We start from the raw sequence: 22,741 nt of genomic DNA, 5'->3' as shown, positions 1-22,741 counted from the left end.
GCCGATAAGCATAAAACACGGGTGATTAAAGAGTAAAGTTCAGCCCTTCTACCACCGTCTTCTCCAGCGGCAAGCGCCCTGAAGGGATCTCTTTTTGCTGCAGAAACTCCGGCAGCAGGGATTTATCACCCGCTTTGCCAATCGCCACCATGCCGTGTACCTGGTAGTTGTCCGGCAAGTTCAACGCAGCCTTGATTTTGTCGTGATGAACACCGCCCATGCAGTGGGTCAGCCAACCTTTCAGATGCGCCTGCAGCGCCAGGTTGGCCCAGGCAGCCCCGGCATCAAAGGCATGGCTCGGGTTACTGACTTCCTTGTCACCGTTCAGACTGGTGGTTTTGGAGATAATCACCACCAGCGCTGAAGCGTGCTGCGCCCAACCGCGATTGAATTCAATCAGGAAATCCAGATAGCTGTCCCAGCTGGCCGAACCCTGCTTGCTGTAGGCAAAACGCCACGGCTGAATGTTATAGGCCGAAGGTGACCAGCGGGCCGCTTCAAAAAAACTCAGCAGGGTCTCATCGTCGATAGCATCATTGGCCAGCGCGCGCGGCGACCAACGTTCAATAAACTGTGCATCAATGGGATAATCAGAAACTCTTGGCTGGCTCATGGACATCTCTCTCATGGGAAGGGAATAACAACGTTATCTGATATTCCCATGCCTCACGCCAGAAAAACTTTTATTTTGTGCGGTGGCTCAGCGCGAAATCTCCTGGTGCAGCCAATCCAGAAATGCCCGTACCGGCGGGTGCCGTTCGCGCCCAGGTACGCACAGCGCGGTATAAGCCGCACCCGGTACGCAAACCTCCGGCCGATAGGATACCAGCAACCCGTTACGCACCAGGTCCGACACCATCACCGAACTGGCCAGCACCAGCCCCTGCCCGGCCACCGCCGCCTGCAAAGCATAATGCTCTTCGTCATAAGCCCGCAACGCGGTATGCCGTTGCCACCAGTCGACACCCGCAGCCTGGCACCACTCGCGCCAGCCGGTTTCATACAGGGTGGAGTCATGCCAGTGAACGGTGATCAGCGAGGGCGCTTGTTGCCCCGTTGAACACAAATCCGGGGCACCGTAGACACCAAAGCTCTCTTCCAGCCGCGCAGCCTGATGCAACTTCGGGTAGTCGGTACTGCTGTAGCGAATAGCAATGTCCACGCTGGCGTCCTGCTGTAGATCAATCACTTCACCGCAGGCCTCCAGGCGTACCAAATAGTGCGGGTAAGCCTGATAAAAGCGCCCCAGGCGCGGGACCAGCCACAATGCGGCGAAAGAATGGGTGACGGAAACACACAGTGAGCCGGTACTGGGAACCGGTCGTATCGCATCCAGCGTGGTTGCCACATCGAGCAAAGCGGTATGCACCCCGGCGAACAAACGCTCGCCCTTCTGCGTTAGCCGCACACCGCGCGGCACCCGATCGAACAAGGCAAAGCCCAACTGCTGCTCAAGCGCCTTGATCTGATGCGATACCGCCGTCGGGGTTACCGCCAGTTCCAGTGCAGCCTGTTTAAAACTGCGCAGGCGGGCAGCGGATTCAAAGGTTCGCAATGCAGTAACCGGGAGCGTGGCAAACATGATCAAACTCCATACGGATGAATTTAACTCATCCTGAAAGAATAGCCGTCATTTGTCACTGACTCTTTGAGCACCGTAAATTGGCTACCTTATATCTATGGTCAGTAAAACGGAGCGTGACATGAATTCATCTCAGCAACCCAAACGCCTTATCGTCCTGGTGGGCAGCCCACGTCGTGACGGCAACAGTGCAGCATTGGCGCAGGCCGTGATGGCAGGAGCCGCCGACGTCGGCACCGAAGCCAGCCTGCATTTTTTGGATGATTACATCAGCGGTTTTCTGACGGACGAACGCCATACCTCGCCACCTGCCGATCGCTATGGCGAACTGTTTCTGGAGCACTTCTTGCCGGCGGATGCGGCAGTATTTTGCACCCCGCTATACTGGTACGGCATGTCGGCGCAAACCAAAGCCTTTTTCGATCGCTCTTTCAGCTATTACTCCAACGCCTACCCTGAAGCCGAACAGGTGCATCAACGCATGAGGGGTAAACGCATCGGGCTGACGGTGGCCTCGGAGGAAACCTATCCCGGCGGAGCTATGGGGATCGTGCATCAAATTCAGGAATTCAGCCGTTACTCGCATTGCGAGTTCGTCGGGGTGGTTCAGGGCGCGGGCAACAATCGGGGAGAAGTCAGCCGTGATCCACGTAATCCGCTGCAGGCTGCCCGCGATCTGGGCCGTGAAATTTTCACGCGTCACTATTCTGATTACCGGATGGATACGCCGCGCAGCACACAGGTTTGGCAAGATTGACTCAGCAAATGGGGTGGCTCGCTGCCCCTTTATCAAGGTTGCGCAAGCATATGTAGCAAACTATTGCCGACCATTGGCCCACCAGGACAAACGTCATATGATGCAGATGCCAGACCGGCGCGCCAATTAACTCAAAGCGAAACAAGATGTCGAAACAGTGGAAAATAACAGCGGCCAACGCCTGTCTTCATATGTACACCCGGTTGGGCGGCAACTTCCAGCAGAAAGCCAGTTTTAAGCCGGAGCTGACCTTTGAGCGCATCGTTATTTTTTCCACCACCGCCCTTGGCGACCTGATGTTTAATACGCCGGCCATTCGCGCGGTGCGTGAACGCTATCCAACGGCAAGCATCACCCTGATTTCCAGCCATAAAAATAAACAGCTGGTCGCGACCAGCCGTTGCTTTAATGATGTTATTTATTGGGATCATAAAGCCAAGGACATGCTCAGCATTATTCACCAGTTGCGAAAACATAAGCCGCAACTGGCGATCATCCTGCACTCCAAATCCCCTTACGACGTGATTGTCGCCATTACTGCCGGTTGCCAATATGTGTTCAAGGACGCCTACGGCAACAAAGCCACCGGCATGGAGCCCTGGTTGAGCGGCGTGAGCCAAAGTACCGGCGGCCATTTAATTCAGCGCAAGCTGGATTTAGTGGCACAGTTGGGCTGCAAGACCGACAACAGCGAAATGTTTATACCCGTTGAGTTTGCGACGATGAATAAAACCGCAGATAAAATCCCGATCGGTTTTCAAATGGGCGCGTCTGAAACGCTGCGTTGCTGGCCCGTCGGTCAGTTTATTCGCCTGGCAAAACTGTTGCTGGCGCAGTCGCCGCACCATCAAATCGAATTAGTCGGCTCGCCAAAAGAGCTGTCTATAGAGCAAGAATTTATCGCGGGGCTGACAGAGGCCGAACGGCAACGCGTGGTCAGCCATATCGGCAAAACCACCCTGCCGCAACTGCTGGCGGTGATGTCAAACCTGCAGGTATTGGTCACTGGCGACACCGGCCCATTGCATCTGGCCGTTGCCCTGAAAACCCCGACCATCAGCCTGTTTGTCACGGCTAATCCGCAGCACACCGGCCCTTATCAAAATCGCGAACTGCATCAGGTAATGAACGTGTCGGTTGATGCCCAATCGCTCACTACGGCTCAACGCCGCCAACCCCTCAGCATCATCAGTGAAAGTCAGGTATTTGAAAAAGTGACGAACGCGTTGGCCCTAACGCGCCATTGAGGTGGGTTGGGCGAACACCACAGCCAAGGGGAACCAGAACAGGTACCAAAACTCGGCCGGATTCGCGATAACAAACATGCCCTGTGAGCAGTAGAAGATCAGCATAAACAGGTATAACGCTGCCTCCAGCCGCCGTCCGGCCCTGAGATGGCGCACGGCAAGCCGCGCGCCAAACGTCAGCAACGTGATGAACAGGCAAAAGCCCACCAGCCCGCCTTTGAGCAACGCCCCCAGATACAGGCTGTGAGTCGTATGAATAAACTCGCCGGTATAATTGGTAAACGTCAGTTCTTTATCAAATCCATAGCCGAAAAACGGCGCCTGTTCTATCAACGCCAGGCTGTGTCGCCAGATGCTCATCCGCACAAAGCTCTGCTGATACAACTCGGCAAAACGCGTAATCAGTATTTCCCCGATGGATGACCATAGCACCATGCCTGCGGTAAATATCGTCATCGCCACAATGCGCATGGCCAACTTTTTATTCAGCGCACGGTAATGCGTGGTTAACGCCAGCGCCGCCATTAAGGCAATCAAAGGCCCGCGACTTTGTGTCAGCACCATAAAGGCAAAAAACAGTGGGATCGTCAGCAGGACCTTTTTTTGTTGGGTTTCACGAAAAACCATCAGGCTCAAAATAATGCCCAATGCAGCATAACCGGCAAGATCGATCACATTACGCGGGCCGGGATTGGCGTCAGACGTTTCTCTGAGGGTATAAATTTGGTGGTAATCCCCCCATGTCAGATACAGACAAAGCAAGGTGATACCGGCAATCACGGCACAAAGTAACAGATTACGGCGAGGGCTATCCAACACCGAGACCCACAGGCCGAGATAAATCAAAATATAAGCGCTATGCGTCAGAGCAGACAGCGCATCTTCCGGTGTGCCTCCCCAGAAATTACTGGCGGAGTAGTACGCCAAAAAATACGCTGCCAAGGCTATACCGATGAGTGCAGCACGCCTGCCAAGCCAGGCCTGACGGAATTCCGGTCGGGTGGCCAGCGTCAGCAGGAAAAAAAATGCCGAGATATGAAATAGATTATTCACCCGGGTATGACCGCAAAAAATGGCGCTAAAAAATAAAAAGACCAAAAAAGCGTAAACAGCAATCAGGTTGGCGACATCAGTTTTTTTTGAAAAAATCACTGCAATCAACCTTTTCAAAAATACGGGTATCTATGGCGCTCGCCAATGAAAAATTCTTTACGGCGATATTGTTGATTCTCATTCTTTCAGCGGCGTGGCTAAATGCTGGAATGATCATATCTTCAACCTTTTCGGGTAAAAATGTCGGCAGTTTGTTTTCTGGCGTTTCATAGAAACGTGGTAAATGGAAATTGTTCATATCCAGCCCGGCAATAAATATCTGTTTAAACCCCAGGAAGGCGATGATCTGAAACGCCCAATACACCACCGTGCCGGCATCGCAAATGCCATGCCGAATATCATGACTAAAGCCAATGGATTTACAGACAGAGGAAAAATGAACATCACAGTCGTGGCGGTAATGATCCCACAGCGCCAGAGGATTTATTCTTGGGCTATAAATCTTGAAAGCTGCATCTTCGATGACGGCGAACTGGCACTTCACGCCAGCCAGCGTGAAGCGATCGATTATTTTCGCCACGCCGTGGACCGTAGTGAACAGGATTAAACCCGTTGCCAGAATGATCTCTTTAATAATGTCAGGTCGTTGATCGATAAATCCCATATCGACAATAACATAAAAGCGAAAACTCACCTTCGAGCTTAAGTAATAAGCGCCATTGACCCCGAGAGCCGGCATTTCAGGAATATCGCCAAAGCAAATGGAGTTCACCGATGGCCCAGTGGCCGTCAACAGTATTGGCCCTTGGCAACTGTCTTTCAGCGCGGACAACCCGACTATAGGAACAATCTGCTTTTTATAATGAAGTACGACAACCTCTCCACTGGCAGCACGTTCTATTTTTACATAGGGCCAGAGATTTTCATTATGCCGGTAGGGGCGAGAATGTGAATAACGGTATATCTGCTTAAAAAAACTTCCCATCGCGCCCATGTCCCATCAAAAATACCCTCAGACCTACAAAGATTTTCTGATCTTAATTAAATCCATTGATGGGTCGAGTATCGGAGCATTCATGACGGCGAGCAATTTATGCAATTTGAGTTCTTCGTTATAATTCCGACAAGAGTTATGTCGCTTTGTTAATAACGTTAAAGATATGCCTTAAAAGGTAATTATTATCTTAAATTGCTTGGGGGCGAAAACTTTCGCCCCGGTTTACACGGGAGTTATCGGCGGAAGGCTTACCGATCGTCGAAGGGTTCACCCAGAGTCAGCATCAGCCGGTTAGCCCAGGCAAAGAACGCCGTCGACTGCACCAGGTCCAGCAGCGCCAGCGCATCCAGCCCCTGCGCACGCAGCAGTGCCAGATGTTCGGCATTAACCTGTGGCGGCGTAGCGGACAACGCCGCGGCAAAGTCTATCTGTGCCCGCCACGGCTCCCCTTGCCCCTCACTCAACACGTCCCCCGGAGCCACATCCAGCAGACGTTGCACCTCGTCCGTCTGTTTGGACAACTGGGCCGCCTTGCGTGCATGCACCGAAGCGCAATAGATACAGCCATTCACCTTGCTGGCCACCGTCGCCGCCAGTTCGCGATCCTTACGTTCCAGCCCGCCTTGCGTATAGAAAATGGCCCGGTCCGCCAACGTTCTCTGCTCCAGCACCGGATGGTTACGCGCCAGCAAGCGGAAATAATCCGAGTCACCATGCCCGAAACGCGTTAACAACGCCTGGCCTGATGCATCAAACTCCGTTAGCGGTTTGGCGGCGATCCACGGCTCCCAACCCAACTCCTGACGGGTGAACTTTGGCGGAGCATGTCGGCCGCCCAGGGTAGCGGACTCGGTACGCCAACTGCCGGCGCTGACGGGAGAAGCACTGCTCCTTTCGACCGGCTTGCCACCCAGCAGCCGATAGCCCGTCAGCAAACGGCTTTGGAAGCTGACAAAAGCGATCAGTTGCGACAGGGTGACAATATCATCCAGTGACCAACCGGCCTGCTGCAATGCCTGCAAATGCTGCGCGTCAGCACTGGCGGGTTTGAACGCCAGCCGTTCGGCGTGATCCAGCGCCGCCTGCAAACGCGGGCTATCCTTTGCACCGCCCTGCTGTTGCAGCAACGCCGCATAATGGGCCGCCAAGGGTTTATCCGCATGCCATTCGCTGATGCGCTGTGCAATTTGCAACCGCTGCGCTACGGGAAAATCGCTGGCATCAACGGGAGCAAACAGCGCCAGGTAGCTGGCCTGAATCGCGTCTGTCGCCGCCTGCCGTGTCGCCCTGGCCTGCGCCAGTTCGGAATCGGGTGCGATCTCTGCCAGCACGGCCAGTAGGTCGTCATTATCCAATGTTGCAGTCATACCTTTTCCTCAGCGTGATGTTCATAAGAGATAGAGACGGGAGTGCGACGTTGCCAGCCCAACTCTGGGGCAACGTGGCGGGCGAGTAACTCGATAGAGCGCAGAATGTGGGTATGTGGCGGATCGATGGAATGCACCTGGAAGGCCAAATCGGTCACCCGCGCCAACGCGCTGTCTTTCTGCAACGAAGCAATCACCTGATCCGGCGTGCCAAGATGCACGTCAAAAGCACGGATCAGCCCATCGAGCGATTCGTCAGAGGGTCGGTGGCCGCTGGCGCGCAGGCGTTCAAGCCCACGGCCCAGCCCCTGTGCAGCAAAGTCCCGCGCCTGTTGGCTATTATCGGTCACCAAGGCGGTGCGTGAGCCCATAATGCGCGGCGCGATGCCGGGCGGTAGCGCCGCCAGATAGGCGTCAATAATCGGGTTCTGCAATTCGTCCAGCGGCAGATCTGGCGCATCCTCCGGGCGCGGTTGCGTGCGCGACAGCATTAAGCCATCGCCGGCCCGCCCCGCGCGTTCGCCCCCCTCGACAGAAAAGGTCGCCTGCCACACCCGCTCTGCCAACTGTGGCGCAGCCGGGTACAACCGGTTATCTTCGCCACCCAATGCTTCACCGCGCCAGGCGCGTAACAAGGTGTTGAAGTTGTCGGCAAACACCGCGTGGCGCTGCTGAGCATCAAAACCGAAGGCGCTGAACGAGGACGGTGTCCCCCCGGCGGCAATCCCCACCTCCAGCCTGCCGTCGGACAGCAGATCCAGCACTGCAGTATCTTCCGCCACACGAATGGCTGACTCCATCGGTAGCGTGATCACCCCGGTTCCCAGTCGGATATGACGAGTTCGTGCCGCCACCTGCGCCAGGAACACCAAGGGTGAGGGCAAACCGCCTTCATCTTCATGAAAATGGTGCTGCGCCACCCAGGCACTATCAAACCCGACCCGTTCGGCATGCAGGATTTGCTCTGTCGCCAACCGGTAGCGCTGTTGCGCGCTGCCCTGATCCAGCAAGCGGGTGAAAAACCCCAGTCTTTTACTGCTCATAGAATACGTCCTCACTCTTGGGCTGTTCGGCATAAAACTGACGGCCGGGAATGGCCTCAATCAACTGACGGGTATAATCGCTGCCCGGCATGGCGAACAGCTCGCCGGTCGCGCCGCTGTCCACCTGTATCCCCCGGTGCAATACCGAAACGCTGTGTGAAATCTGCCGTACGGTGGCCAGATCGTGTGAGATAAACAAATAGCTCAGCCCCAGTTCCTGCTGCAAATCCTGCAACAACCGCAGGATCTGCGCCTGCACCGTGACATCCAGGGCCGATGTCGCTTCGTCCAGCACCAGTACCCGGGGTTGCAGCACCAGCGCACGGGCAATCGCCACCCGTTGGCGTTGGCCGCCAGACAGTTCGCGGGGTTTACGGCTCAGCAACTCGTTCGGCAGCGCCACCCGTTCAAACAGTTCACGTACCCGGCGATAGCGCTCGGCTTTGCCCAGCGGCTCAAAGTTCAGCAGCGGCTCTTCAATCACCTGATACAGCGTCTGGGACGGATCGAGCGAGCCGAACGGGTTCTGGTACACCAACTGAATGCGGCGACGGAACTGCCGCAGCGCGTCGCCCTTCAGTTGGGTGAAATCAACGCCGTCGATCATGATTTGCCCGGCGTCGGGCCGTTGAAAACCGAGCAGGCAACGCGCCAGCGTGGTCTTGCCGGAGCCAGACTCCCCCACCAACGCATGGGTGGTGCCACGCGGCACGCTGAACGACACCTGATCCAGCGCACGGTAAGTTTTGCCACCCACACCGGCCAGGCGGAAATCTTTCACCAGCCCATTGACCTGGATTGCCAGCTCTGGCGAACGGTGACGGGGTTGCACCGCCGCCGTACGGGTCAGCGACGGCACGTCGGCAAACAGCCGCCGGGTGTAGTCGCTGGCGGGTGCACGCAGCACTTCGGCGGTCACGCCCTGCTCCTGCACCCGGCCATGGCGAAACACCAGCAACCGGTCGGCACGTTCCGCCGCCACCGCCAGGTCGTGGGTCACCAGCAGTACCGCGGTACCAAATTCCTGCCGTAACTCGTCGATCAAATCAAGAATGCGCTTTTGTACCGTGACATCCAGCGCGCTGGTCGGCTCATCGGCGATAATCAGCGCCGGCTGCAGTGCGATAGCAATAGCGATCAATACCCGTTGTTTCATACCGCCGGAAAGTTCATGCGGATACTGACGCGTCCGCAGCTCCGGGTGTGTCAGGCCAACACGGGTCAGTAATGCCAGGACACGCTGCTGCACCTGTTTGCGTGGTAACCGACGGTGAATATTGAGGATTTCCGCTACCTGTTCGCCGATGGTTTTCACCGGATTGAGCGAGCTGGAAGGATCTTGCGGGATCAAACTGATTTGCGCGCCACGCACCGCGTCCAGACGTCGCGACGACCAATGGCTAATATCGGTACCGTTGAGACGGATAGCGCCCTGCTCCAGACGGCCATTTTCCGTCAGCAGGCCAATGATCGCCTGAGCGGTAGTCGTTTTGCCTGAACCGGACTCACCGACCAGCGCCACCACTTCCCCAGGCTGAATGGCGAACGACACCTGATGCACTACCCGCTGGCTGCCGGTTGCCCCCTGATAGGCAATCGACACCTGCTCCAGTTCCAGCACCGGCGTAGCCGTCGCCTGTTGTAATACCGCCCTGGTACTCATGGTTGCGTTCTCCCCAATGCACGGCTGATGCGATTGGCCGCCAGCACCACCGCCACTACCACCAACCCCGGGAAGGTGGTCAGCCACCAGGCGGTGGAGATATAATTGCGCCCTTCGGCGATCAGCAGCCCCCACTCCGGCGTCGGCGGCGGAGTGCCATAGCCCAGGAAACTCAGGGTAGCGATCGCCAAAATAGCGCTGCCAAACTGCAGCGCCGAGAAGGCGATCACCGACGTCAGCGAGTTCGGCAGGATGTGCCGCCACAGCACCGCCCAGAAGGTGCCGCCGCTGCCATAGGCCGCCTCGACGTAATCACTGTGGCGCACCCGCACCACCTCGGCACGTGCCAGGCGGGCAAAGTTGGCGACCGAAGTAATACCGACGGCGATGGCGGCATTAACCGTGCCAAACCCCAGCAAAATAATGATGCTCAGCGACAGCAGCAGGCCAGGAATCGACAGCAACACGTCGACAAAACGCATCACCGCCTCGTCCGCGATGCCCCCCAGCGCACCGGCAATCAGCCCCAGCGCAGTGCCCAGCAGCAGCCCCAGTGCCACCGCCACCAGCGCGGCGGACAGCGTCTGCGAGGCACCATAGACAATGCGTGCGTACAGGTCGCGACCCAGTTGATCCGTACCCAGCCAGTGTGCGCCACCCGGTGCCAGGCGCTGCGCTCCGGCAATGCCTTCAATGCCGCTGTATGCGGTGAATAACTGAGGGGCCAACGCCCATAGCACCGCAATGGCGATCACCCCCCAGGCCAGCAACAACGTCAGCGGTACCCGACGACGGCGCGGACGGCTGGTGGATAAGGTTCCTTCGCTTTCAAGACCGCCCAGATCGCGTTCAGGCACGCCCGTTTTTTCAAAGGAAATACTGCTCATACGGCGGCTCCTGTATGGGTTTTCAATCGTGGGTCCAACAGCGGGAACAGCAGATCAACCAGCAGGTTGAGAGTGACGAAAGCGGCGGCGGAAATGACGACAATCGCCTGCAGCACCGCCACATCCTGGTTCAGAACTGCCTGTAAGGTGAGTTGGCCCAGCCCGCTACGACCAAATACGGTTTCGGTAATCAATGCCCCGGCTATCAATTCACCCAGCAGAATGCCGGCGATGGTCAGCGCAGGCAGCATGGCGTTACGCGCCACATGCCGCCACAGCACCCCGCTACGGCTGGCACCTTTAGCCCGAGCTACGGCGACAAACGGTTGAGTTTGCACCTGATCAATGCTGCGGATCAGGATCTGCGCCAAGGGAGCGGAGATCGGTACCGCCAATGTCACAATCGGCAGGATTAACCCCTGCCACTCACCCGGGTTGATCACCGGGATCAGCTTGAGTTGGAACGAAAACACCTGGATCAGCACAATCCCCAGCCAGAAGGTCGGCACCGAGACAAACAACGACGGCAGCGACTGCAGCGCCGCTCTCAGCCAGCCAAAGCCGGTCAGGTTGGAGATAAAGGCAATCGCCAGCGCCAGCAGCAGCGCCAGCGTGAAACCCAGCACCGCCAGTTGCAGCGTGGCGGGCAGGTTGGTGGCCAACAGCTCGGTCACCGGCACCCCAGCCTGAATGGAATACCCCAGATCCCCACGCAGCACGTTGCCCAGCGCATGCAGGTACTGCTGCCACAGCGACACATCGGCACCATAGGCGGCACGCATATCGGCTATCTGCGCCGGACTTAACCCCATATCCGGATTTTGAAATTTAATCAGGATGGCATCGCCGGGCAGCACCTGCAGCAGGAGAAACGACAGGCTAAAGGTCGCCCACAGCACCAGCAGCGCCTGCCCAATGCGCCGCGCCAAATATCGGCTCATCATCGCCCCCTTAGTGTTTCTCTAACCAGGCGCCGTAAAAACTCGGGCGACCGACCGCTTCGAAACTCACCCCCTTCAGATAAGGCGCACCGGCAAACACCTGCGGCTCCTCGAAGAACGGGATCACGTACGCCTGATCGAGCAGGTAATTTTGCGCCTCACCGGCAATCTGCAGGCGTTTTTGCGGGTCCACCTCAGAGGCGATGCCCAGCAGCAGCGCGTTCAGCTTGTCATCTTTGAATGCGCTGTTTTTGCCCGTCCCGCCCTGCTGCAACAACGCATCGCGGTTAGTCGGGTAGAACTGGCTTTTGATCACGTCCGGGTCGGCCCGCCCCACTTCCACCACCGCCGCCGGGGTTTTCTGCGGATCGAGGTTATCCGCCACCCGGCTGCCGGCGTCACCCGCCAGAATGTTCAAGCGGGCACCAACCTTGCCCCACTGCTGCGAAACCAGTTGCAGCACCGCCTTGTTCTGCGGTTGCGGCAGCGATTCGTAGATATTCAGCAGCAGCTTTTTACCGTCCTTCTCGCGCAGACCGTCACTGCCTTTTTTCCACCCGGCCTCATCCAGCAGGCGGTTGGCCAGTTGGGGATCGAACTTCAGCTTGGCGGACAAGTCGACAAAACCGGCGGCGGAAGAGGCAATGACCGATTTGGCCTGCGGATAGTTAACCGAGAACAGCGTATCGACAATCTGCTTGCTGTCGGTGGCGTGCAGCAGTGCCTGACGTACACGCAGGTCGCTTACCAGTGGATTGTCCGGCCGGAAGGCCAGGCTATCGTTGACACCGCGCGTGGGGGCCGCGTAAATCGTGAAGCCCTGTTCCTGCGTCTGCTTCTCGTCGTAGGCCTGGATCTGGCGAATAAAGTCCGCCTGCCCAGCCTGCAATGCGCCGATACGCACACTGTCTTCCCCGGTGACAATCACCTTGATAGCGTCCAGATTGGCGCGCCCTTGCTGAGCCAGTTTGGTCGGCCCCCAGTGATAGTCTTTGCGAACGCTCAGGCTGACCTCTCGCCCCAGCGTTTCGCCGCTGACCACAAACGGGCCGGAGCCGATGATATGCCGTGCGTCGCCCAACTCATCATAACTGCGGTTCAAAGTGCCAAGCGAAACCAGGCCCGATCCGATGGTCGCGGTACCCTGCAGGAAACCCGGTGACGAGTGCTTGAAGTAAAATTTGACGGTTAGCGGGTCTATCACTTCGCTGCGGTCGTAATTATTGATGACCTCCGATACCGGCAGGCGTTTCTCTTTATTGCCCAGGCCATAAGTATCGAAGTTTTTCGCCACCGCGTTGGCATCCAGCGGTGTGCCGTCGGAGAAAGTCACGCCAGAGCGCAGCTTGAAGGTGTATTCGGTTTTGTCGGCGTTGCTGCTCCAGGACTCGGCAATCCACGGCTCAATCTCCAGCGTTTGCGGATTCTGGTAGGTCAGCTTGTCGGTGATTTGATTAAGGATACCGCCATTGGGGTAAAAGCCGCCGGACGGGGGATAAAGATTGGTGTGCGCCTGCTGTTCCAGGTAAACAAGCGTGCCGCCCTGCACCGATGCCAGCGCCGGACTTATCCCCGCCGCCAATCCCAATGCCAATGCCACTGTTATTCCACTGGTTAATCGATTGAAAGAGAAATTAAACATAGAGTGCCACGCCTTCTTTATTTCGGAATGTTATGGGTTAGATAACAAACCAAATTGGCGGGGAGTTGAACGAACTAATTTCGCTAACCAATGGCGGAAAATGCACAAGGCGTCTGCGGTTGGCAGAGTGCGTGTTTTGTTATAACGTATCAGAAATTAAACCGGGAAGACGAAAATGAAAATTCAGCTCTCGCTGTTGTTCCTTGGCCTATTGGCCGGACAGGCCGCCGCGTTTCAGTCCAAAGTGCCCGAGACGCAGCCGGAACGGGCACGTACAGCGGAAAATAACATTGAAAATAAGTTTTACGGCTTCCATGCGCTGGACGCGCAAGCGGTCAATATCGGCACCTGTACGGCCCTGCCGCAGGCCGGATGCCAATGTGCTTTCTGCACCCTGCTGCGGCAGGCCGGGCCGGCGAAATAATCGGTCCGGATCAAACCTCAGCCCAGCTCATACTGCACAATCAACTGCCCTTTTTTCATCTTTAACCCAGTAATCTTTACCTCACCCAGCTCGCTCAGTGAAGGGACATGGGTACCGCCGCAGCCATAGGTAGGCAATTCGCCAAACCCTACCTGGCGCAGGCCGTCAACCGCCAGTTGCTTGCGCGGGAAATCCGCCGCGATCAGTCGCGCCAACTCCGCATGCAGGAAATCCTGATCCAGGGTTTGGGGTTCAGCGCCCGGCACGAAGGTAATGCGTCCTTCCCCCGGCCAGTGGTGCGCCTTTATCGGCTGCCAGCCGCGCGTTTCACCCAACCAGCCAATCACATGTCCAGCGGAATGCCAACGGGTATGCAAGCGGCGCAGTTCGCCATCCACCTGCACGCTCACCGGCCCTTCTGGCAGCGGTTCGGCGGTAAAGTGCAGCACTTTTTCGCCCTGCTGCGCCACGCGCAGCACCGGGACAGTACCGAGCAGGCCGCCGTCGGCCGGTTGCCCGCCACCTTGTGGGTGGAACAGCGTGGCGTTCAGCTCTATCGCGTATCCCCCCTCTTCAACCGGAGTACAGGCCAGCACCTGTGCTGTGCCCTGTAAGTCATCGCTGTAATAATAAAGCCGTTCGGTCATGGTTTTTCTCCTGGTTAGTGGCTCCATTATATTCATGCCATAATCAAAGGATAATCCATCCAAGATACAATGGACCTTTGCGCTGTGAGCACAAATCTCTCTCATTCACTGCTGGCCGAAATGGCCGTTTTTGTTCAAGTCGTGGAGAGCGGCAGTTTTTCCGCCGCAGCCCGTAGGCTGGGCACTTCCCCTTCGGCTGCCAGCCGCAGCGTGGCCAAACTCGAACAGGCGTTGGCGCTGCAACTGTTGCACCGCACCACGCGTAAGCTGCGCCTGAGTGAACAAGGTGAAGAGGTGTTTCTGCGCTGTCGCAGCATGTTGGACGCGGCGAACTCGGTCATGGCGTTCAGCGGGCGCGGGGCGGTGGAACCTGAAGGACTGGTCAGCGTCAGCGTCCCCAAGGCGGTGGGCCGCTTTGTGTTGCATCCGCACATACCGGAGTTTTTACGCCGTTACCCCAAGGTAGACGTTCGCCTGCGGCTGGAAGATCGCTATATGGACCTGATTGACGATCGGGTCGATCTGGCGCTGCGTATTACCGAGCGCCCTTCTCCCGGCTTGATTGGCCGCCAATTGATGACTATCGAACACCTGCTGTGCGCCACTCCCGGTTATCTGACGCAGCAGGGTACGCCGCAGCACCCGCAGGATTTGGCGCAGCACAGCTGTATCTATCTGGGGGAAACGCCCAACGACGCCCGCTGGAAATTCCGGCGAAACGGTAAATCGGTGACGGTAAACGTGCACGGGCGTTATGCTGCCAATCATACCGGCGTGCGGCTGGATGCGGTGAAACAGCACATTGGCATTGGCAGCCTGCCGTACTTTACTGCCCGGCAGGCGCTGGACAGCGGTGAAGTGGTGCAGGTGCTGCCGGAATGGGACTTTCTCAGCAGCTACCACGGCGGGCTGTGGTTGCTGTATGGCCCCAACCAGCACTTGCCGCCCAAGCTGCGGGTGTTTATCGACTATCTGGTTGCCTGTTTGGCAAAAGAGCCTCAGCTAAAGCGCCTTACGTAGAGTAATGTTAATACGGTGCGGCCCCACCAGTGAATGATAGCCCTCTTTGACCGGCATAATGCCGTGAAAACACAGCCGTGACGGGCCGCCCCATACCACTACGTCACCGTGTGCCAAGGGTATGCGCTGGGCGCGATCGCTGCGCTGCATGCCGCCAAACTGGAACACCGCCGGTAATCCCAGCGAGACGGAAACGATCGGCGAGCCAAAATCATGCTCGTCCTTATCCTGATGCAGCGATAGCTTGCTGCCCGGATCGTAGCGGTTCATCAGGCAGGAATCCGGCACGAAAGGAGCAAAACCCGCCTGCTGCGCCGCCTCATCCGCCAGTGCCATCAAAATAGCCGGGATCGGCGGCCAGCGTTTGCCGCTGCGCGAGTCGCGTTCGGAGTAACGGTAACCCCGGCTGTCACTGCTCCAGCCGTTGCCGCACCAGCTCATCGCCACCGACATCACGTGACCGCCCGGCGTGGTCATATGCCGCCACGGCACCTGGGCGATCACCCCATTCACTGCCGCCAGCAACTCCGGGCCGTGATCGCGTACAAAGCCGTGCATCACCACCGCGCCAGGGGCGATCTGCTCCCGCCACGGCGGCGGCACCGAGTCTTCAAAAAGATCGAGGGTCATCGCATAACACCTGTATTAATACACAGTATTTATTTTAACTCGCCACTGCCGATTGTCCAGTGTGATACGCGGCATTGTTGTCAGCACCAAACTTCACTAGAGTGGGCGGCAATAAAATCAATAACTTTTCAGGACAGTCTGTGATTAAAGGAATAGCGCTTTCCGTTATCGCCTCGATATTGTTCGGCGTGATGTATTACTACACTTCCACTCTGACGCCGCTCGACGGTGAACAAGTGTTTGGCTGGCGCACCCTGCTGACGGTGCCGTTTTTGACCCTGTTCATGGTGATTTCCGCCGACTGGGGCAAAGTCAGCGAAACGCTGCGCTGGATAAAACAGCGGCCGTACCGCCTGCTGTTTCTGCCGCTGAGTTCGGCGCTGTTGGGAGTGCAGCTGTGGTTGTTCCTGTGGGCGCCGCTGCACGGCAAAGCGCTGGAGGTATCACTGGGCTATTTCCTGTTGCCGCTGACCATGGTGCTGGCGGGTCGTTTGATCTTCCGCGACAGGCTTTCATTGCTGCAAAAACTGGCGGTCAGCTGCGCGATTATCGGCGTGGGTAATGAGCTGTATCAGGTAGGCGGCGTCTCCTGGACCACGCTGGTGGTGGCGCTGGGTTATCCGCTTTACTTTATTTTGCGCCGCCGTTTTGGCACCGATAACCTCGGCGGGCTGTGGTGTGAATTGACTTTGATGTTACCGGTGGCAGCCTGGTTCGCCTTCGGGGGCAACGGGCCGCTGGTGGCGCTGAGCATCAGCCCGGCGCTTTATTGGCAAATTCCCTTGCTGGGGGTGATCAGCGCCGCCGCGCTGGTGTGCTATATCCTGGCCAGTCGCCTGCTGCCGTTCAGCCTGTTCGGCCTGTTGAGCTATGTGGAACCGGTGCTGTTGGTGATAGTGGCGCTGCTACTTGGCGAAAGCATCGGCCGGGATGAATGGCTAACCTATATTCCGATCTGGCTGGCGGTGCTGTTGCTGGTATCGGAGGGTGCTGGTCATCTATTGCGCCGACGGCGGATAAAATCAACTACGTGACAGTGCAACGCATTTATTACATTGATTACATACAAATAAATGTAGTGACATCGTCACTTTCATGCCAGTAGCGGCCACTAAAGCGTCGGCCGACATGGCAATCCGGCGTGAGGTGTTTTAGCAGTTCCAATGCAAAGGTTTGTTGCTGTGCATCAACCGCCACCAGGCGTGCATCGAGAAAATCAAAATAGCTACGTACCTGTGGGTACAAGGCTTTGAACAGGCTTTCCTTGGCGGAAAACACCAGCGTCAGCAGCCGGTTAAATGCCTGAGGTTGAGCGCGCAGGTATTCGTATTCCGTCTCGCTGACGATAGCCCCCCCACAGCTCTTCCGCCCGTGCCGCGGGGATTAACGTTTCAACGTCCAGTCCCACGCCACCCCGCCCGCTCTCCCGGTGTACGGCGCAGAGCGCGGTATTCGCATTATGGCTGATTGCCCCTGCAATGCCCTGCGGCCATTGCGGCGCACGGTCCTCACCGCGTAACACAGTGAAATCCGCGAAACCCAGCGGCGCCAGCAACTCCCGCGCCAGGTAACGCCCGGCCAGGTACTCCGCCCGCCGCTTTGGCACGGCACGGGCCAGATGATCGGGCAATGTCATGCTGATTTCGTCGAAACAGCCGTCCTGATAATCGGCCAAAGAAAAGCGGCAACGGGCAACCTGCCCTGGGTAATCATCCAGGTTCAGCCATTCAATAGTGGGGATAAAGGAAGAGAACACTTGTCGTCCATGTCGGGTGGTAGCGATGGAGCTTCAGTTTTTGTCATCAACGTCATGACGCAACGCATGGAGCTGGATCAATAACTCCGGTAAGGCCGTTTGCACCGTCGCCCAAACCACATCGAGGTTAATATCAAAATAACCATGTGCAATACGGTTACGCATACCTCGCATACTACGCCAAGGTATTTCAGGATGCTGCTGAGTAAACAGCTCATTATTGTCCATCACTTTTGTGGCGGCTTCACCTATGATAATCAAGCTCATTATTACAGCCTGCTGGGTGCGTTTATCGTCAAGAAAATCTTCTTGGCACACACCATCAACAAAACTGCATGCATCTGACGCAGCCCGCACCATATGGGCAAGATAATCGCTAAGTCGATTTTCATTCATACCGGTTGCGCCTCGGCAAGAACCTTAGCGCGGAATTTGACTGGCAAATCGCCAGGTGTCAATAGGTCAACCTGAATACCAAGCAAAGCCTCAAGTTCAGCCTGTAAGCCGCCCAAGTCAAACAGGGTCGCGCCGGGTAGTGCATCAACGAGCAGATCAAGATCGCTGCCGTCACTGTCTGTTCCATAAAGTACCGAACCAAAAACGCGTGGATTGGCAGAATGAAAAAGCCCCACCACCTCACGAACAGCATGACGTTTTTCAGCAAGTGCAATTGATGGCCGCATTGGTTAACCCTCCCAGGCGAGACTTATTGAAATGCTAGGTGATTGGCGGGGGTGTTTCAAGCGTAATCATCCAAACAGGATCCTCTCCCCCGCAGTCGGGGAAGAGGAATGGCGGGATTACAAAATGCCTTTCATGGTTTTTTCGAAGTCGCTCCAGGCGCAGTAGCCTTGCTTATCGACCGGGCAGCCTTTCAGCGCCAGCGTCACGCGCTGCGGCGGCGTTTTCAGCGTCAACGGGCTGGCATTGCGCAACTGGTCAGTGGATTGATAGACGTACTCAATCTTCAGCAGGTCGCGATCGTTTTTCTTGTCGTGCCAGCGTTGGAACACCAGCTTGCCGCCAATCGGCGTTTTCTCATATTGATGCGGCAGTTGATATGGCTGGAACTCCATCGCCGACAACAGCGAAGCGATGTTGGAATCGTGGCCCACCAGCACCGTCACTTTCGGTGAGTCCGGCTTGCGCTCGCCAATCAATACGCCGTTGATGTAGGTCAGCAGTGGCTTGGCCACGTTCTGCGCCACTACCGGCGAGGTAAACAGCGAGTCCTGATAGCCGTCTTTCAGCTGCGCCAACTGTTTCCACTGCTGCGGCGTGGTAATTTTGCCCCAGGCCACGTCCTTCATCGGGAAACCTTCGTAATATTGCAGCATAAAGGCATCCACCAGCGAGTTCCCCACCCGCAGCGGGCCGGCGACACCCGGCTCTTTGCCCGGCACCGCGCTCATTTTGCTGGCTTCTTTGGTCAGATCGCAGTGCTTGTCGGTTTTACAACTGCTGGAGTCTTTGTAATCGATGATTTTCGCCAGCTGTTTATAGGCCGCATCCAGCTTCAGCGAGGCCAGCTCTTGGTTCATCGCCCCCAGCGCCTGCTGATTGAAAGCGTCGCTGTTGTCGGTGATGATCGGGTTGAAGGTCGGATCCATCTCCCCCATTTTGTCCTGATGATGCACCCTGATATCACAGCCGGGGAAAGCGCCGTTGGTAAAGAACTGCGCGGTTGCCACCGTGCGCTGCAGGCTGTTGGCATAAACATAAACGCTACCGGCCGTCGGGCAGCCTTCCTGCGGCAGAACCCCGGTTTGCTTGAGCCAGGCGTTAAAATAGTGGCCCATATACACTTCCAGCACCCCGCCCTTGGTGGTCAGCAGGCCACCCGGCGTGTCCCAGGCCGGCCAGGCCTTGGGGGTGGACTGTGCCAGCACGCTGCCGTTATTGGCCAGCGGCGCACGCAGGTTATGGCGACTCATCACCAGTACCTGATCCAATTGATAGTCGTTGGTTTCCGCCAGGGCAGTCCCGGTGATGAATAACGGCAAACACAGCAATAAGGCTTTTCTTTTCATCCGCAGAGGCTCCAGGAATATGATTATTTTTAATGTGTTAGCTTTAGCGTCGTTATGATGGCGAGGTTAACGGGGAAAGTGTGTGATGGGTATCACAAGGAGAGGTCTGCCCAGCGACCATCCGCAGATGGCCGCCGTTAACTCAAGAACTTACAACCACAAACGCATGATTGGCCAACCGATCAACAGCAGCGCGGCGATATACACCACGCCGAGAATCCCCCCCATGCGCCAGTAATCTTTCGACTTCACGTAGCCGCAACCGTAGATGATCACCCCAGGGCCGGTGGCGTAAGGCGTCAGCACGCCCATGATGCCGATCGACAGCACCAATAACATCGAGAGTTCCTCCATCGGCACCCCCGGTAACCCCTTGCCCACCGCCAGGATCACCGGCAGCATGGTAGCGGTGTGTGCCGACAGGCTGGCGAACAGGTAATGAGCAAAATAGAACACCAGCACCAACGCCACTACCGTCATATTCGGCGAAAAACCGTCCAGGTGGGTACTCATTGTCTGAGCGAACCAGTCGATAAAGCCTGAGCGCGTCAGGCCATTGGCCATCACCACCAACGTCGCCAGGTTAACCAGCGTGTTCCAGGCACTGGAATATTTGGTGATCTCCTTCCATGACACCACGTGCAGCGCCAGCATCAGGGAGACCGCCAGCAGGCAAACCGTGGTGGCATCCAGCAGCTTGCCGCCAAATACCCACAGGCACAGGCTGAGCAGCACCAGGCCAATCAGCGTGTATTCCTTGCGCGTCAGCTTGCCCATCTCGCCCAGCGCGGTGTTGGCCCAGGTCGCTACTTCGCGGCTGTGGGTCACGCCCGGCTTGTACAGGTAATAGGAGATCAACGGCGCGATAATCAACAACAGCAACCCGACCGGCAGGAAGGCCAGGAACCATTGCATCCAACTGATATGCACCCCGGCGATCTTGCTGACGAATTCGATGCCCAGCACGTTGGGCGCGGCACCGGTGACGAACATCGAGGAACTGATGCTGGTGCCGACTACCATCATCCACATCAGGTAGCCGCCGATCCGGCGCGAGGAGGGATCATTGGGGAACGAGTCAAACAGCGGCGGCAGGTTTTTCACCACCGGGAACACGGTACCGCCGGTACGCGCGGTATTGGACGGGGTAAACGGCGCCAGCAGGATATCAATGATTACCACCGCATAGCCCAGCGTCAGGGTACGTTTACCCATAAATTTCACCAGGAACAGTGCGATACGCCGCCCCAGCCCGGTAGCCTCGTAGCCGAGCGCGAAGATAAAGGCCCCGAACACCAACCAGACGGTGGTGCTGGAGAACCCGGCCAGCCCCCATTTCAACGCTTCCTTACCGGCCTTAAAGCCCGGTTCCGCCAGTTCCTGCGCACCGAACAGCACCCAGTTGGCACTCAGCACGCTGAGGGTCACGGCGATAAAGCTGATCGCCGTCGCCGGGATCGGCTCCAGGATCATGCCGACTATCATCGCCACAAAAATGGCAAAGTAACGCCAGGCCTGCGGCGGCATGCCGTCCGGCGTGGGTATCCATAACAGGATAGCCAGCACCAGCAGCGGCGTCAGCGCTTTCCAGATTTTTTCCTTGGTTTCGGACATAAGTTTCTCCAGAGACGGGATATTGTTTTTAGTTCGCTAACTGCGCCAGCAGCCAGGTGACGATTAACAGGTCGGCGCTACCGCCGGGGCTGAGGTTGCGCGTGATGCAGTCGGCGTCGAACTGGCGCAGGCGAAAGATGCCCTGCTCGCCCTGCGCCCCGCCCTGATCCAGCAACTCTGCGGCACGTTGCTGCAACCAGCGCAATCCTTCGATGCCGCCGCGTGACGCGACGTTGGTGTCGTCGTTGTGCGCCATCAGCCACAGCAGGCTGTCCATCAGCGCCGTCTGCTCATCGCAACCGGCAATCAGCCGTTGTCGGTACAGCGGCAGCGCGCCGTTAATCACCCGCTCGAAGCCGGACTCGGCTTCGCCGCGAGCGCCGCTCAGGCCATGCTCGGCGAACAGTCGCTGCCCGGCAGTCTGCAACGCGTTGTGTTGCTGCAGCTCCCGCGCCACCAGCCCGTGACATAGCCTTGCCACCTCGGCGCATAGGGTTTTGGCGTCAATGGGCTGTTGTTGCTGGTAACGACGGCCAAAGGCGGCACACAGCAGGCCGAGCGAAAACACGCTGCCTTTATGGGTATTGACGCCGCCGGTGGCCTGGAACATGTGGGTTTCACAGGCCAGCCCCAGCGGCCGCAGTCGTAATAGCTGTTCGGCGGCCGGACGGAAGGCATCGTCGCGGCCCTGGCGGATAAACCGCGGCAGCCAGATACCAATGGCGCGGGCGCTACGGTAAAAATGACCGAGGTTCATATCCCGATGAGCCCCGTTGTTGTGGCGATCCACCAGCCCCGGCTTTGGGGTCAGATTCACTTCCACCAACAGCGCGCGGTAGGCGGCATGGGCGAAGTCACCGACCTCCGTTTGCGGGGCAAACTTGACGGGTTCAGCGGGGAGCGAGTGCATCATTGAGCATCCTTTCCATTTCCTGCAGTAGCTGTTCACTGCTGTGCTGCCGTTGACGGGCGCAGAGTTTGGCCGGTTGGCTGCACAACAGACAGCGACGCTCCGCCAACCCCAGATCGCGGCGCGACAAAATGCGCCCCTGTGAGTCCAGCACGTCGATATCCCACAGTCGGCCAATTGGCTGCTGCACTTCCAACTGGATGGCGCAGTCTTTCACCCGCTGTGCGTCGGCCTGCAGCGCCACGAAACCCTCGCAGCCGGTCGATAGCGCCAGCGTTTCAGCCTGCAGGCAGTGCCAACCCTGTTCAGCCCACATTTGCTGCAGCGCCTGCCAGCCCAGATTGAAGATATTGCGCGTCAGCGCGCTGTCTTTTACCGCGCCGGGCACCACCAGCGTCAGCACCAGCAAGGTGGACTGATGCTGCGCCAGCCATGCCTGCTGGCGTGCCTGGCGGCATTCGCGGCTGGTCAACAGTTCCGGCAGGCTGACTGCGCGGTTGGCGGCCAGTTCGGGAGGGAGGCTAGCCATAG

The 22,741-nt window shown here is 57.4% G+C and carries 23 protein-coding genes and 1 pseudogene; 5 read left to right on the top strand and 19 right to left on the bottom strand.

All coding sequences use genetic code 11. The features are described from left to right. Positions 1 to 25 precede the first annotated feature (25 nt). Complete coding sequence (locus OCH02_RS01820; protein ID WP_261429477.1) at positions 26 to 613, bottom strand: nitroreductase family protein; 588 nt, start codon at positions 611 to 613, stop codon at positions 26 to 28. Between the two features lie 87 nt (positions 614 to 700). Beyond that, positions 701 to 1,582, bottom strand: a complete 882-nt coding sequence (locus tag OCH02_RS01815) for a LysR substrate-binding domain-containing protein (protein WP_261429476.1) — start codon at positions 1,580 to 1,582, stop codon at positions 701 to 703. Positions 1,583 to 1,703: 121 nt separating this feature from the next. On the opposite strand from OCH02_RS01815, the gene OCH02_RS01810 reads away from it, so the two are divergent. Both OCH02_RS01810 and OCH02_RS01805 read left to right on the top strand, forming a co-directional pair. Further along, the gene (locus tag OCH02_RS01810; RefSeq protein WP_261429475.1) at positions 1,704 to 2,339 is read left to right on the top strand and encodes a flavodoxin family protein; all 636 of its coding nucleotides are present in this window, start codon (positions 1,704 to 1,706) and stop codon (positions 2,337 to 2,339) included. 146 nt (positions 2,340 to 2,485) lie between these two features. Further along, positions 2,486 to 3,586 carry a glycosyltransferase family 9 protein gene (locus OCH02_RS01805; RefSeq protein WP_261429474.1) on the top strand — a complete coding sequence of 367 codons (1,101 nt, stop codon included), beginning with the start codon at positions 2,486 to 2,488 and terminating at the stop codon, positions 3,584 to 3,586. Here OCH02_RS01805 and OCH02_RS01800 read toward each other — a convergent pair. The 8 genes from OCH02_RS01800 to OCH02_RS01765 all read right to left on the bottom strand — a co-directional run bounded on the left by OCH02_RS01800 (position 3,572) and on the right by OCH02_RS01765 (position 13,179). Further along, positions 3,572 to 4,738: an O-antigen ligase family protein gene (locus tag OCH02_RS01800; protein ID WP_261429473.1), complete on the bottom strand. Its 1,167-nt coding sequence runs from the start codon at positions 4,736 to 4,738 to the stop codon at positions 3,572 to 3,574. The genes OCH02_RS01805 and OCH02_RS01800 overlap by 15 nt on opposite strands. Next, entirely contained in the window at positions 4,716 to 5,624 is a 909-nt protein-coding gene (locus OCH02_RS01795; protein WP_261430779.1) for a sugar glycosyltransferase, read from the bottom strand. The genes OCH02_RS01800 and OCH02_RS01795 overlap by 23 nt, the downstream gene beginning before the upstream one ends. A 260-nt stretch (positions 5,625 to 5,884) precedes the next feature. Beyond that, the gene (locus OCH02_RS01790; protein ID WP_261429472.1) at positions 5,885 to 7,003 is read right to left on the bottom strand and encodes an alkylhydroperoxidase domain protein; all 1,119 of its coding nucleotides are present in this window, start codon (positions 7,001 to 7,003) and stop codon (positions 5,885 to 5,887) included. After that, positions 7,000 to 8,046: a putative FMN-dependent luciferase-like monooxygenase gene (locus OCH02_RS01785; RefSeq protein WP_261429471.1), complete on the bottom strand. Its 1,047-nt coding sequence runs from the start codon at positions 8,044 to 8,046 to the stop codon at positions 7,000 to 7,002. The genes OCH02_RS01790 and OCH02_RS01785 overlap by 4 nt, the downstream gene beginning before the upstream one ends. Next, positions 8,036 to 9,709, bottom strand: a complete 1,674-nt coding sequence (locus OCH02_RS01780) for a dipeptide ABC transporter ATP-binding protein (RefSeq protein WP_261429469.1) — start codon at positions 9,707 to 9,709, stop codon at positions 8,036 to 8,038. Before OCH02_RS01780 ends, OCH02_RS01785 begins: the two co-directional genes overlap by 11 nt. Then, positions 9,706 to 10,596 carry an ABC transporter permease gene (locus OCH02_RS01775; RefSeq protein ID WP_261429468.1) on the bottom strand — a complete coding sequence of 297 codons (891 nt, stop codon included), beginning with the start codon at positions 10,594 to 10,596 and terminating at the stop codon, positions 9,706 to 9,708. The genes OCH02_RS01780 and OCH02_RS01775 overlap by 4 nt, the downstream gene beginning before the upstream one ends. After that, positions 10,593 to 11,537 (bottom strand): ABC transporter permease, encoded by a 945-nt coding sequence (locus tag OCH02_RS01770; RefSeq protein WP_017893376.1) that lies wholly within the window; start codon positions 11,535 to 11,537, stop codon positions 10,593 to 10,595. Before OCH02_RS01770 ends, OCH02_RS01775 begins: the two co-directional genes overlap by 4 nt. 10 nt (positions 11,538 to 11,547) lie before the next feature. Beyond that, positions 11,548 to 13,179, bottom strand: a complete 1,632-nt coding sequence (locus OCH02_RS01765) for a TIGR04028 family ABC transporter substrate-binding protein (protein WP_261429467.1) — start codon at positions 13,177 to 13,179, stop codon at positions 11,548 to 11,550. A gap of 175 nt (positions 13,180 to 13,354) precedes the next feature. On the opposite strand from OCH02_RS01765, the gene OCH02_RS01760 reads away from it, so the two are divergent. Continuing rightward, positions 13,355 to 13,603: a hypothetical protein gene (locus tag OCH02_RS01760; protein WP_261429466.1), complete on the top strand. Its 249-nt coding sequence runs from the start codon at positions 13,355 to 13,357 to the stop codon at positions 13,601 to 13,603. 17 nt (positions 13,604 to 13,620) lie between these two features. Here the strand turns inward: OCH02_RS01760 and OCH02_RS01755 are convergent, their stop codons facing one another. Beyond that, complete coding sequence (locus OCH02_RS01755) at positions 13,621 to 14,250, bottom strand: alanyl-tRNA editing protein (RefSeq protein ID WP_261429464.1); 630 nt, start codon at positions 14,248 to 14,250, stop codon at positions 13,621 to 13,623. An 84-nt stretch (positions 14,251 to 14,334) separates the two neighbouring features. Between OCH02_RS01755 and OCH02_RS01750 the strand changes: the two genes are divergently transcribed. Then, a complete protein-coding gene (locus OCH02_RS01750; RefSeq protein WP_261429461.1) occupies positions 14,335 to 15,270 on the top strand; it encodes a LysR family transcriptional regulator in 936 nt (311 codons plus the stop codon). Here OCH02_RS01750 and alkB read toward each other — a convergent pair. Next, the gene (gene alkB / locus OCH02_RS01745; RefSeq protein ID WP_261429459.1) at positions 15,253 to 15,900 is read right to left on the bottom strand and encodes a DNA oxidative demethylase AlkB; all 648 of its coding nucleotides are present in this window, start codon (positions 15,898 to 15,900) and stop codon (positions 15,253 to 15,255) included. The two genes, OCH02_RS01750 and alkB, sit on opposite strands and share 18 nt — an antisense overlap. Before the next feature lie 140 nt (positions 15,901 to 16,040). On the opposite strand from alkB, the gene rarD reads away from it, so the two are divergent. After that, positions 16,041 to 16,934, top strand: a complete 894-nt coding sequence (gene rarD, locus OCH02_RS01740; RefSeq protein ID WP_261429457.1) for an EamA family transporter RarD — start codon at positions 16,041 to 16,043, stop codon at positions 16,932 to 16,934. Positions 16,935 to 16,959: 25 nt separating this feature from the next. On the opposite strand, the pseudogene OCH02_RS01735 reads toward rarD, so the two are convergent. The 7 genes and pseudogenes from OCH02_RS01735 to citX form a co-directional block, all read right to left on the bottom strand. Further along, positions 16,960 to 17,656, bottom strand: a pseudogene (locus tag OCH02_RS01735) (4'-phosphopantetheinyl transferase). A gap of 33 nt (positions 17,657 to 17,689) precedes the next feature. Beyond that, the gene (locus OCH02_RS01730) at positions 17,690 to 18,052 is read right to left on the bottom strand and encodes a DUF86 domain-containing protein (protein WP_261429456.1); all 363 of its coding nucleotides are present in this window, start codon (positions 18,050 to 18,052) and stop codon (positions 17,690 to 17,692) included. Next, positions 18,049 to 18,339 (bottom strand): nucleotidyltransferase family protein, encoded by a 291-nt coding sequence (locus tag OCH02_RS01725; RefSeq protein ID WP_261423344.1) that lies wholly within the window; start codon positions 18,337 to 18,339, stop codon positions 18,049 to 18,051. The genes OCH02_RS01730 and OCH02_RS01725 overlap by 4 nt, the downstream gene beginning before the upstream one ends. Positions 18,340 to 18,456: 117 nt before the next feature. Continuing rightward, positions 18,457 to 19,686, bottom strand: a complete 1,230-nt coding sequence (gene agp / locus OCH02_RS01720; RefSeq protein WP_261429453.1) for a bifunctional glucose-1-phosphatase/inositol phosphatase — start codon at positions 19,684 to 19,686, stop codon at positions 18,457 to 18,459. A gap of 150 nt (positions 19,687 to 19,836) precedes the next feature. Then, a complete protein-coding gene (locus OCH02_RS01715; protein WP_261429451.1) occupies positions 19,837 to 21,300 on the bottom strand; it encodes an anion permease in 1,464 nt (487 codons plus the stop codon). A gap of 28 nt (positions 21,301 to 21,328) precedes the next feature. Then, the gene (citG, locus tag OCH02_RS01710; RefSeq protein WP_261429450.1) at positions 21,329 to 22,213 is read right to left on the bottom strand and encodes a triphosphoribosyl-dephospho-CoA synthase CitG; all 885 of its coding nucleotides are present in this window, start codon (positions 22,211 to 22,213) and stop codon (positions 21,329 to 21,331) included. Continuing rightward, positions 22,191 to 22,739, bottom strand: a complete 549-nt coding sequence (citX, locus tag OCH02_RS01705) for a citrate lyase holo-[acyl-carrier protein] synthase (RefSeq protein WP_261429448.1) — start codon at positions 22,737 to 22,739, stop codon at positions 22,191 to 22,193. The genes citG and citX overlap by 23 nt, the downstream gene beginning before the upstream one ends. Positions 22,740 to 22,741: the final 2 nt, after the last annotated feature.

The sequence above is a fragment of the Serratia quinivorans genome, from assembly GCF_946227985.1.
Classification (GTDB): domain Bacteria; phylum Pseudomonadota; class Gammaproteobacteria; order Enterobacterales; family Enterobacteriaceae; genus Serratia; species Serratia quinivorans_A.
This window is presented reverse-complemented; position numbering and strand designations above follow the sequence as displayed.

Bases quoted from the DNA above. Each gene is read 5' to 3' on its own strand.
- OCH02_RS01755 (WP_261429464.1), bottom strand. From the start codon at position 14,250: ATGACCGAACGGCTTTATTATTACAGCGATGACTTACAGGGCACAGCA.
- OCH02_RS01770 (WP_017893376.1), bottom strand. From the start codon at position 11,537: ATGAGCCGATATTTGGCGCGGCGCATTGGGCAGGCGCTGCTGGTGCTG.
- OCH02_RS01815 (WP_261429476.1), bottom strand. From the start codon at position 1,582: ATGTTTGCCACGCTCCCGGTTACTGCATTGCGAACCTTTGAATCCGCT.
- OCH02_RS01725 (WP_261423344.1), bottom strand. From the start codon at position 18,339: ATGCGGCCATCAATTGCACTTGCTGAAAAACGTCATGCTGTTCGTGAG.
- OCH02_RS01805 (WP_261429474.1), top strand. From the start codon at position 2,486: ATGTCGAAACAGTGGAAAATAACAGCGGCCAACGCCTGTCTTCATATG.
- OCH02_RS01820 (WP_261429477.1), bottom strand. From the start codon at position 613: ATGAGCCAGCCAAGAGTTTCTGATTATCCCATTGATGCACAGTTTATT.
- citX (WP_261429448.1), bottom strand. From the start codon at position 22,739: ATGGCTAGCCTCCCTCCCGAACTGGCCGCCAACCGCGCAGTCAGCCTG.
- OCH02_RS01780 (WP_261429469.1), bottom strand. From the start codon at position 9,709: ATGAGTACCAGGGCGGTATTACAACAGGCGACGGCTACGCCGGTGCTG.
- OCH02_RS01715 (WP_261429451.1), bottom strand. From the start codon at position 21,300: ATGTCCGAAACCAAGGAAAAAATCTGGAAAGCGCTGACGCCGCTGCTG.
- OCH02_RS01810 (WP_261429475.1), top strand. From the start codon at position 1,704: ATGAATTCATCTCAGCAACCCAAACGCCTTATCGTCCTGGTGGGCAGC.
- alkB (WP_261429459.1), bottom strand. From the start codon at position 15,900: ATGACCCTCGATCTTTTTGAAGACTCGGTGCCGCCGCCGTGGCGGGAG.
- OCH02_RS01765 (WP_261429467.1), bottom strand. From the start codon at position 13,179: ATGTTTAATTTCTCTTTCAATCGATTAACCAGTGGAATAACAGTGGCA.
- OCH02_RS01785 (WP_261429471.1), bottom strand. From the start codon at position 8,046: ATGAGCAGTAAAAGACTGGGGTTTTTCACCCGCTTGCTGGATCAGGGC.
- OCH02_RS01775 (WP_261429468.1), bottom strand. From the start codon at position 10,596: ATGAGCAGTATTTCCTTTGAAAAAACGGGCGTGCCTGAACGCGATCTG.
- OCH02_RS01730 (WP_261429456.1), bottom strand. From the start codon at position 18,052: ATGAATGAAAATCGACTTAGCGATTATCTTGCCCATATGGTGCGGGCT.
- agp (WP_261429453.1), bottom strand. From the start codon at position 19,686: ATGAAAAGAAAAGCCTTATTGCTGTGTTTGCCGTTATTCATCACCGGG.
- citG (WP_261429450.1), bottom strand. From the start codon at position 22,213: ATGATGCACTCGCTCCCCGCTGAACCCGTCAAGTTTGCCCCGCAAACG.
- OCH02_RS01790 (WP_261429472.1), bottom strand. From the start codon at position 7,003: ATGACTGCAACATTGGATAATGACGACCTACTGGCCGTGCTGGCAGAG.
- OCH02_RS01795 (WP_261430779.1), bottom strand. From the start codon at position 5,624: ATGGGAAGTTTTTTTAAGCAGATATACCGTTATTCACATTCTCGCCCC.
- OCH02_RS01760 (WP_261429466.1), top strand. From the start codon at position 13,355: ATGAAAATTCAGCTCTCGCTGTTGTTCCTTGGCCTATTGGCCGGACAG.